The sequence below is a fragment of the Enterococcus sp. 5B3_DIV0040 genome (genome assembly GCF_002140755.1).
Classification (GTDB): domain Bacteria; phylum Bacillota; class Bacilli; order Lactobacillales; family Enterococcaceae; genus Enterococcus_D; species Enterococcus_D casseliflavus.
In genome coordinates this window covers 349674-359486 of the sequence record NZ_NGLC01000003.1, presented here as the reverse complement: position 1 = coordinate 359486, position 9813 = coordinate 349674, and the positions used below count along the sequence as shown (strand labels likewise).

The window sequence follows — 9813 nt, the reverse complement described above, 5'->3', positions numbered from 1 at the left end:
CCATTATTTATTGCTTCTGTCGTCGAAGGCGCTTCCATTGTAGGTTGAGTTATATTCGTTGTGTTACCTTCTTCTATTGTCTCTGCTAATTCCACGCTTTCATTACCTACAATATTTTCTGCCCCATTATTTATTGCTTCTGTTGTTAATTCAGTACTGGTTGCTTCATCTGCACATACATATATACTTGTTCCCAAAAAAACAAAACCTATCAACACAGAACCTACTCCTAATGTAGTTTTTCTAATAGCATATTTACGTTGTTTTTCGTTCATAACTATCTCCTTTAATAAAAAGTAATTATCTTGGTCATTCTAATTTATATGTTTGATTATTCAAAAGATTTAGATTAATTTAATATCAAAGAGATAAACAAAACTAAAAAAGATAAGATTATTATCAGATAGAAACAATCTAACAATAACCTTATCTTTACAAATAATTATAACTCTCAAAAGACAAGGTTTTTAAAAGAAATCCTAGTCATCTTCAAATTCCAAATCTTCAATAATTAGTTTACCAACATCACAAATACTATTTTTTCCATCAACTACGAAATCACTTTCAATATTAACCAACTCGCCATTAATAAAGCTAATAACCATTGGTAAATTCATTCCCGCATATAATAGAATATCCTTCCCTGCAAGAATCTCTTTTGAAATAATATTACAAGGTGTTCCACCCATTAAATCCGCAAAAACAATATAATCGTCTAATTCTTCTACAATTTCAAAAAATTTTTTTTTGAAATCTTCAGGTCCTTCTGAAGGTAGCAAAGAAACTGTATAAATATTATCTTGTTTACCCATGATCATTTCAGCGCTATTCTTTAATTCTTCACAAAATCTTCCATGACTTATTAATACTAAATTATTTTTCATTGTATTTAGCTCCCGATTATTTAGATATGACTCCTAAAGCAGATAAAGCAACACAAACAACTAATACAATTAAAATTGCTTTTGTAGAAGTCATATTCTTTTTACCGAGCATCCAATAAATTGCTCCTACAATTCCAGCAGGTAATAACCTTGGCAAAATCATATCTATATTATTTTGCATATTCAACGTAACATCCCCAATGCTTGGGGCCCAAGCAAATTTTACATTTACCATAGTAGCCGCTAAAGCACCTACCATGAACACCCCCATCAATGTCGCTGCATCAGTTAGTGCCGTTAAACGATGTTGCATTGTAGTAACTAAAGATATCCCCTCTTTATAAGCAAACTCCAACTGCTTCCAACGAAAAACATTAACTGCCATTTGCGCAACAATCCAAATAAAAATCCCCGTAGGATTACCATTAATTGCCATATTTGCAGCTAGAGCACCAAAAATCGTAGGGATTAACGCACCAAAAATTGAATCTCCAATAGCAGCAAATGGTCCCATTAACCCAGCTTTCAAACCTGAAACAGTATCATTGGCTTGAATTCCTTCTTTTTCTTCAATAGCTAAATCAATTCCCGTAACTATTGTATTAAAAAAGTTAGATGTATTAAAAAACTGAGTGTGAGTTTTCATTGCTTTTTTTAATTCTGGTGTATCATCACCATAAATTTTTCTTAGCTGCGGAAGAATTGTATACAAATAACCCGAACCTTGCATTCGCTCATAATTCCAACCTAATTGAAAAGTGAATAAACTTCTTTTATTAATTTGATTAAAATCTTTTTTAGTTAACTTATAATTAGATTTCGTCATCGTCAATTTCCTCACCTTCTACGTTGTTAATTTCAGATTTACTTATATTCTGAGTAGTTGGTATATTCGAATTATTCTTATAACTGATTGCAGCAAACGCAAAGCCAATTAATGCAATTCCTAACATTGGTAAACCATTAAATACACCTTGGAAATCTTTTACAACAGTAGCTACACTAGTTCCTAGTAACTGAATATTGCTGAATACTGTAGTTAATAATGCTGTTATAGTGAAACCTAAAATCAAATATGGAAAATGCTTTTTGACTGGCAAATATCTTAATAAAATTGCAAACCCTACCGCTGGTAAAACAGCACCTGCTACTGATAAACCGTCCCCTAACCATTTTAAATCTCCATTTAAAACAGCTACTACTTTTTCTACAACACCACCACCAAATGCTAAAGCCAAAAACACAGGAATTAGTCTAGATAGACTCCAAGGTAATGCACCTAGTAGAAAATTCCGTCCAATTGCTTTATAATTCATATCTTCCACATTTTTATCAATACGATGTGCGAAAAAAGTATTTGTAAAACGTGCTAAAACATCCAATTGAATCATTAAACTAGCTACCGGAACAGCTATTGCAGCCACAGCTTGCTCTGGCTCCATTCCAAGAGCTACAGAAAACGCTGTAGCTAAAATCGTACCAGAGTTAGCATCAATTTTTGATGCCCCACCAAAAGTTCCTACCCCTAATACCATTAACTGTAAGCTACCACCAATATATAATCCTGTTACAACATCCCCCATTACTAAACCTGAAAAAAGACCTGCAAAAACGGGAGCGCTCATTGAAGAATAAATCTGCAGTTCATCTAAGATTTGATATCCCGCATACAATGATAATAATAATACCTGCCACCATAAAATATCCATTTCTTCTCCTCCTACATATATTTTTATTTATTTAACAGAGACATAAAGTCTTCCGCTTTGTCACTTGGTACCATCTGTGCAATCAAATGAACCCCTTTTTCATTTAATTGCTTGAAAACATCTATATCATCATCTACAACATTAATCGATTTCGTAATTGATCGAGTCTCAGAAGTTTGAGACATGTTCCCTACATTAATCTCTTCTATCGGAACACCTAATTCCACTAATTTTAATAATCGATCTGGTTTACGTGCAATAATCAGTAAACGCTGTGAATCATATTTTCCTGCTAAAATATTTTGCGCTGCTTTTTCAATTGGCAAAACACTTAATTTTACTCCTGCTGGGGTTGCCAATTTCAATCCACTTTTTTCAATATCATTTTGAGCTACTTCATCATCCACAACCATAATTCGAGAAATATTCAATTTGGTTGTCCATAAATTGGCTACCTGTCCGTGAATTAAACGACCATCAATTCTTACTCCAATAATACTCATTGTTCATCCTTCTTTCATTTCTTTATATAACGGTGCTTTTAATAAATTTATTTCTGAGTGATAAATACCTTCCGTCTCAAAAATAACTATTTCATTCCTACCAACTTTTAGAAAACCACTAGGAATATAAAGAGATAGAGTAGGTCCTACTTCCCAAAAACGACCAATGTTGGTCTGATTAACAAATACCACTCCTTTACCAAATTTACTCAAATCAATAAAACAATCACCGACATCCTCTAAAATAAATTCATAGCGATAAAAACTTGGGTGTTGGGGCTGCCATCCTTTTGAATAGTCCACAGTTTTACAATTCTCCAAAGGCAGTGAATATTGTTGCCAGTTTGTAATAAAATGTAAGTCTGCCATTACTCCTGTTCTAATTCCTTTTTTTTGCGTTTCTGCAAGGAGTTTATGTCCATAATTAACACGTCCCATATTTTCAATCAAAATATCCACTTGATTGATTTCTTCTGTCATACCAACTTGTATATCTTCACCTATTTCTGTTTGATATTGGGTAGCTTGTAATTTTTGATTCAGGAATAATTGGCTACGATCTCTACCATCAATTACCCGTAAGCGTTCTTCGTCTGCATCCCTCTCTATCATTGTTCGGTAAAGTAGATAACCTGTATTTTGTCCCAACTCTTCCATCGTCTTTGGATACTTTGATTGAATCGGTTGACTAATGGTATCTAAAGTCGCGAAAAGACTTACTTTATTCGTCAAAGAAATATTTTGCTTTTCAATCGTGGGTTTAATGACAGGATCTAACTGCTTAATCTCTGGATAATTTTCATGAATCATTTTACGCAATGCATAATATTTTTCTGTTGGATTCCCCTGTTCATCTAATGGTGCGCCATAATCATAAGAAGTAATTTGTGGTAAATCAATCACTCCTCTTGCAGAACAACCATTCATAAACCCAAAATTCGTTCCTCCATGAAACATATATAAATTAATGCTTCCTTGTTCTAATACCTCTTTTACCGCTTCAGCAAGTTCCTGTGGATCTCGTTGAATAATTGGTTCTTTCCAACGATTAAACCAACCATCCCAAAATTCCATACACATCAGTGGCCAATTTTTATCATATTCTTTAAAAAACTGCTTCATAGAAGCAAAGTTATCTTTTGCTTTAGAACCAAAATTACCAGTAACCAAAATATCATCTTCAATCATGCTTCCCGCTCGCAAAGTAGCCCGCCACGGTCCATCTGAAGTGAAAAAAGGAACGGTCACTCCTCGCTCAATCATCAAATCTCGTATCGCCCGTAAGTAATCCTTTTCTTCCCCATAAGAACCATATTCATTTTCAATTTGAATCATCAAAATATTTCCCCCATTATCTAGTTGATGGGGAACAATCCTTTTCATCAAAACATCATAGTAATCCGCGACATGTTGCAAATAAACAGTCTCATTCCTCCGAATAGGAATCGACTCACTAAGTAGCCACGCCGGAAAGCCTCCAAATTCCCATTCTGCACAAATATAAGGCGATGGTCGAACAATTGCATATAACCCTAATTCTTGAGCCATTGATAAAAATCGAGTTAAATCCAACATTCCCTCAAAATGAAACTCTCCCTTTTTAGGTTCATGTAAATTCCAAGGAACATATGTTTCTACTGTATTAAAACCCAATGCTTTTAAATTATACAAAGAATGTTTCCAATCACATGGTGGAATTCGAAAATAATGAATTGCACCAGACAGTATTTTAAACTTTTTCTTATTTAAATAAAACTCCTCTTTAATTTCAAATATATCCAATTCTTCTCTCCTCATTAAATTTCTATTTTTCATAAGCGCTTATATTTAATATATTAATTCCCCAAAAATAAAAAATCAATACTTTTTATTCCTCATCTTTATGGTAAAATAAAACTAATATTGATAAACATGTTTTTTACCACTATATACTATATATTAAATATAAATAGGAGGAGTCTATGAGGATTCCAAAATACCAACTCATAGAAAACGAACTAAAGCAACAAATTATTTCAGGTAAATTCAAAAATGGCGATAAATTTTATACAGAAGCCGAACTTGCTAAGCTATTCCATGTAAGCTCAATAACCGTTATTCGTGCACTAAACGATCTTGTAAAAGATGGATTCATTGTTCGTCACCAAGGATGCGGCTCTTTCGTTTCACGAGCACGCAAAAGTAAAACCATCGAGTTTTCCGATATTGAATTATTTCCACTCAGTAATGATCAAGTACAAGTCTTGTCAATCGTCCGAGGAAATAATCCCATCTATTTAAACAAGCTTGAATTACCTGATTCCGCCTACTATTACTGTATCAGACGGTTACGTAAGACTACAGAAATGCCCTATATTTACCAGCAGACCTATTTACCAGAACAATATGTGAATCCCAATTATCAAGAATTAAGCTACTATAATTCCATCTACCAACGCTTCAAAACAGATTATAATATCCACATGAACGAAGAAGACTTTACAGAAACAAATGAAATTAAGTTTCCAACTCCTGTAGATGTAGCACAATTACTAAAAATCCCTACAAATGAACCAACTGTTTTTCAAATCAAAATAACTAAGAAATCACAACAAACGTTGGAATATGTTGAATCTTACAAAAAATGGAACTTTTACAAAATCGAGTTAGTTTCAAAAAATAGTTAACATCTCTTTAAATCGAGCTTATAGCTCGATTTTTTTTACAATGATTTCTTCAATATGAGCTTGAACATTTTTCGGATCAACATGTCCCGTTCTTTCTTCTTGGGCATTAGCCATACCCGTTGCCATGCAGAGTTTCAACAACTCTATTGGAGTCAATTGTTGTGATAATCCATAGGCAAATCCACCAATCGTGGCATCTCCTGAACCAACTGGATTGACCGCTTTAATTGTTGGAATTGTAACTTGGTAAAAAGAATCTTGATACTTCGCAAGTGCTCCAGCTTTCCCTAGTGAAACAACAATCCATTCTACACCATCAAATATAGTCTGATTTAACGCCGCACAAAGTTCATCTAAATTATCAATGGAAAAATCTTGTCCCAAAAGTCCTTCTAACTCTTCAAGATTTGGCTTGATTAAAAAGGGCTTATGTTCACCAACTAACAGTTGCTTCAAATTTTCGCCAGAAGTGTCCACAAGAATCTTTACTGATTGTTCTTCAGTCAGTTGAACAAGTTCTCCGTAAAAATTTGATGGAAATCCTTTTGCAAGACTACCTGAGACTGTAACAATTTCTGCATTTTTAATTACCTCTTTAAAATTCCCTAAAAAAGCTTCTTGTTCTTCCTTTGAAACTGTTGGCCCTGCCTCCAAGATTTCTGTTTGATTTCCTTCATGCAAAATAGCTATCGAATCTCGACTTTCTTCTCTAATAGCTGTAAAGTTATGCTTAATACCAGCTCGTTTTAATTCCTCTGCAATAAATGCCCCATGAAATCCTCCAAGAACTCCTGTAGCTAGCACATCCCCCTTTAAATCATGAATTACTCGGGTGACATTAAGCCCTTTTCCACCTGCTGTTTTACTAACTTGGTTTGTTCTATTGACAGTGTCCAGATTCAAAACAGCTAGCGGATAGGAAATATCAATTGAAGGGTTCATCGTTACAGTTACTATCACGAACTCTCCTCCTATTTCACTGTTGCTTCTTCTGCAATTTGAACTTTGTCATACCAAGAACTAGCTGTTTGAGCCAAAACCTTATTCAAGCTTTCAATATTTTCGCGACCTTCACTTTGCAACCATTCACGAGTAGCTGACTCACCAGATTCGATAAAAGGTTTCACAGCATTTTTCCAAGTAGCTCGACCACACAGCACACCATTAAAGTTCGAACCTGATTCTTTTGCAAAAATCAATGTTTGTTGAAATAATTCTGTTGATACACCGGCACTTAAAAAAATGAAAGGCAAATCTGTTGCTTGACTTTGTTCCAAAAAACATTTAGCTGCTTCTTCTTTGGTATAAGCTATTTCATCTGTACCGAAACCTTCTACAAAATTCATATTGACGGGAACTTCAACTTTTAAAACATCTACTTTGTATTGTGGTTTTGAGAATTCTTTCATCATCTCATTTACCTTATGAGGTTTTACTTTAGCATAGTCAAACGAGTTAGCATCTGAAATTTGGGAATCATAAGAAACCAACTCTAAATAAAAAGGAAGATCCTCTTCTGCACATTCACTACCTATTCGTTCTACAAAGACATGTTTTTGATAATTGATAGCTGGATCTTCATCAACGTCATAATAAAGGAGAAACTTAATTGCATCAGCTCCCTGTTCTTTTAAGCGTAAAACAGACCAATCCGCTAATAAATCGGGCAACCGTCCTGGGGTTGTTGCATCGTAGCCCGTTTTTTCATAGGCCAACAGTAATCCCGCATGATTATAACGAGCATTCGCAGCAGGAAGTCCATATTCAGGGTCCAATAAGATAGAAGAGGCATATGGTGTCAACTCGTTAGAAACCAATTTCTTAAACTGTTCAATGTGTTCAGCTGTTGGTTCGATATTTAACGCTTTAATCATCTTTTTTAGTGCCCCTCGTTGATCAATAGCTAAGGCACTGATAATACCGTCTTTTGTCGATAAGCGATCCATCGCCGCTTTTTTTCCAGTTGTTAATGTAAGCATAGTTCTTCCCCCAATTGATTCTTACTTATTATATTTATGAATTGTTACACCTTTTACAACACGATTAACTGTTCCAGTTGGTGATGGTGTATCAGGTTTGTTTTCAACCTTAACTGATGATAGCAAAGCAAAAATCTGTGCCACCATGATATACCCTAATGCTAAATAACCATCAGGTAACAATTCTGTTTCGGTCGTAAATTCGAATTTATCACCAGAGAAATTTCGTTCGCCTGGTTGAGTAATAGCAAAAACTCTAGAAGCAATTTTATCTCCGTGAACTTCTTCTAAGACATCTAAATCATAATCCCGTGTATATGGGTCATTATTAATGAACCCAAACATAATTGTTTTTTCATTAATAAATGATTTTGGTCCATGACGAAATCCCATAGATGAATCAAAAATGGTTGCAATTTTTCCGGCTGTCAACTCCAAAATTTTCAATTGTGCTTCTCGCGTCAGTCCAGCAAGACTTCCTGAACCAACATACACAATTCGATTAAAATCAAGCTCAACAAGTTTTTCAATCTCGTTTTCGCGAGCAATGACCTCTTTCCCTAAGCTCCTTAATATTTTTACGTATTTTTGTTTTTCAGCTAATATTGTTTGATCAAATATCAACAATGCACCTAACGTCATACAAGAAAAACTTCCAGTCATTGCAAACCCCTCATCATTTGACCGAGGTGGCATCAAAAATAAAAAACTATTAGTTCCTGCTTTGCTAATCTGCGCCAATTTCCCATCTTCAGCACACGTAATTGATAAATGATAGACTGTGTCAACAACTTGATTGGCAATCTCAATCGCTGCTAAACTTTCAGGACTGTTTCCGCTTCTCGCAAAAGATACAAGCAAAGTTGGTTCCTCTTTTATTAAATACCCTTCAGGTTTTGCAACGATGTCAGTCGTCCCAACACTTTCAAAGCTAAAAGAATGATGATCTCCATGTTTTCTTAAATATGGAACTAACGTGTCCCCTACATATTGCGAAGTTCCCGCGCCTATGAAGATCACTCTTGTACGTAATCCCTTAGCTTGCTCTTTAACTGTTTCTAGAAATGTTTCTATTTCTATTTGAGCATCTTGATAAAGCCGAATGGTCTCTTCCCAAAGTTCTGGCTGTTGACGAATCTCTCGTGTCGTAATTTCAGCTCCCATTTGTTTTAATTCTTCTTTTTCTAGTGTAAACATAACTTCAATTCTCCTAACTATTTCGAATATGACGAATACGATAATGAAATTGATCTGCACGAGCAACACTCAGAGTAAACTCAATAATCTCATTTTTCATGTTATAGGTTTGTCTTGCTAAATGAAGAACTGGTGATCCCTTCGGAACCGCAAGTTGTTTTGCATCATCTTTCGAAGCTAAACTAGCGTATAATTCTTCATCCGCCAAACGAATGGTTTGACCAAAATCCTCAAATAAATCATAAAGTGGTTTTTTTCGTAAAAGTCGATCATTTAAATTCAAGAAAAACTTAGCTGGCAAATACGTGTCTTCAATCATTAATGGTTCACAATCAGCAATCCGCAAACGACTTACCTTAAAAACTGGTTTCCCCGGCAAAAGATTTAAATGATGGGAAATAAACTTATCAGCCTTAATCTTTTCAAAAGCTAAAATTCTTGTTTCAGGATTTCTACCAAGACTTTCCATCTGTTGAGTAAAGCTGTATGACCCGCCTAAATCTATATCTTTTTTTAAATCAGAAACAAAAGTGCCTTTACCAAGGCATCTATATATGTATCCGATGTTTTCTAATTCCTTTAAAGCCAAACGAACTGTCGTTCGACTGAGTCCATACTGCACTGTTAATTCTCGTTCGGATGGAAGCTTATCATGCGGAATCATATTAACTTCAATTTTTTCTTTTAATTGATCAACAAGTTGACAATATAAAGGTTTTTTCTTTAAAGTCTTTTCCATGGACGTCTCCTATCTTTTTATCGGTTATAACCATATATTAATGGTAAGGTGGTTTTTTTATCTTTGTCAACAAAAACTTTCCGTTATCCAAATCTAAATTATAACCATAAGTATATCAACATTTTCTTTTATTCAT

At 34.5% G+C, this 9813-nt stretch carries 11 protein-coding genes; 1 reads left to right on the top strand and 10 read right to left on the bottom strand.

Features of this window, described 5'->3' with window-relative positions; all coding sequences use genetic code 11:
- The 6 genes from A5883_RS18880 to A5883_RS18855 all read right to left on the bottom strand — a co-directional run.
- The coding region (locus A5883_RS18880) for a YSIRK-type signal peptide-containing protein (RefSeq protein WP_141108439.1) at positions 1 to 275 on the bottom strand (275 nt) is incomplete at its 3' end.
- Between the two features lie 204 nt (positions 276 to 479).
- Entirely contained in the window at positions 480 to 884 is a 405-nt protein-coding gene (locus A5883_RS18875) for a PTS sugar transporter subunit IIA (protein WP_086339387.1), read from the bottom strand.
- 16 nt (positions 885 to 900) lie between these two features.
- The gene (locus A5883_RS18870; RefSeq protein WP_086339386.1) at positions 901 to 1710 is read right to left on the bottom strand and encodes a PTS system mannose/fructose/sorbose family transporter subunit IID; all 810 of its coding nucleotides are present in this window, start codon (positions 1708 to 1710) and stop codon (positions 901 to 903) included.
- A complete protein-coding gene (locus A5883_RS18865; RefSeq protein ID WP_086339385.1) occupies positions 1697 to 2593 on the bottom strand; it encodes a PTS mannose/fructose/sorbose/N-acetylgalactosamine transporter subunit IIC in 897 nt (298 codons plus the stop codon). Before A5883_RS18865 ends, A5883_RS18870 begins: the two co-directional genes overlap by 14 nt.
- A gap of 23 nt (positions 2594 to 2616) precedes the next feature.
- Complete coding sequence (locus A5883_RS18860; RefSeq protein ID WP_086339384.1) at positions 2617 to 3096, bottom strand: PTS system mannose/fructose/N-acetylgalactosamine-transporter subunit IIB; 480 nt, start codon at positions 3094 to 3096, stop codon at positions 2617 to 2619.
- Between the two features lie 3 nt (positions 3097 to 3099).
- A complete protein-coding gene (locus A5883_RS18855) occupies positions 3100 to 4893 on the bottom strand; it encodes a glycoside hydrolase family 35 protein (protein ID WP_441316253.1) in 1794 nt (597 codons plus the stop codon).
- Between the two features lie 164 nt (positions 4894 to 5057).
- Between A5883_RS18855 and A5883_RS18850 the strand changes: the two genes are divergently transcribed.
- The gene (locus A5883_RS18850; protein ID WP_086339382.1) at positions 5058 to 5762 is read left to right on the top strand and encodes a GntR family transcriptional regulator; all 705 of its coding nucleotides are present in this window, start codon (positions 5058 to 5060) and stop codon (positions 5760 to 5762) included.
- Between the two features lie 18 nt (positions 5763 to 5780).
- Here A5883_RS18850 and A5883_RS18845 read toward each other — a convergent pair whose 3' ends face one another.
- Genes A5883_RS18845 through A5883_RS18830 form a run of 4 tightly spaced genes read right to left on the bottom strand, consistent with a single transcriptional unit; the run spans position 5781 to position 9677 of the window.
- Entirely contained in the window at positions 5781 to 6722 is a 942-nt protein-coding gene (locus A5883_RS18845) for a hexose kinase (protein WP_086339381.1), read from the bottom strand.
- Positions 6723 to 6733: 11 nt separating this feature from the next.
- Complete coding sequence (gene lacD, locus A5883_RS18840; RefSeq protein ID WP_086339380.1) at positions 6734 to 7741, bottom strand: tagatose-bisphosphate aldolase; 1008 nt, start codon at positions 7739 to 7741, stop codon at positions 6734 to 6736.
- Between the two features lie 21 nt (positions 7742 to 7762).
- Positions 7763 to 8938: an SIS domain-containing protein gene (gene agaS, locus A5883_RS18835; RefSeq protein WP_086339379.1), complete on the bottom strand. Its 1176-nt coding sequence runs from the start codon at positions 8936 to 8938 to the stop codon at positions 7763 to 7765.
- 13 nt (positions 8939 to 8951) lie between these two features.
- A complete protein-coding gene (locus tag A5883_RS18830) occupies positions 8952 to 9677 on the bottom strand; it encodes a GntR family transcriptional regulator (RefSeq protein ID WP_086339378.1) in 726 nt (241 codons plus the stop codon).
- Positions 9678 to 9813: the final 136 nt, after the last annotated feature.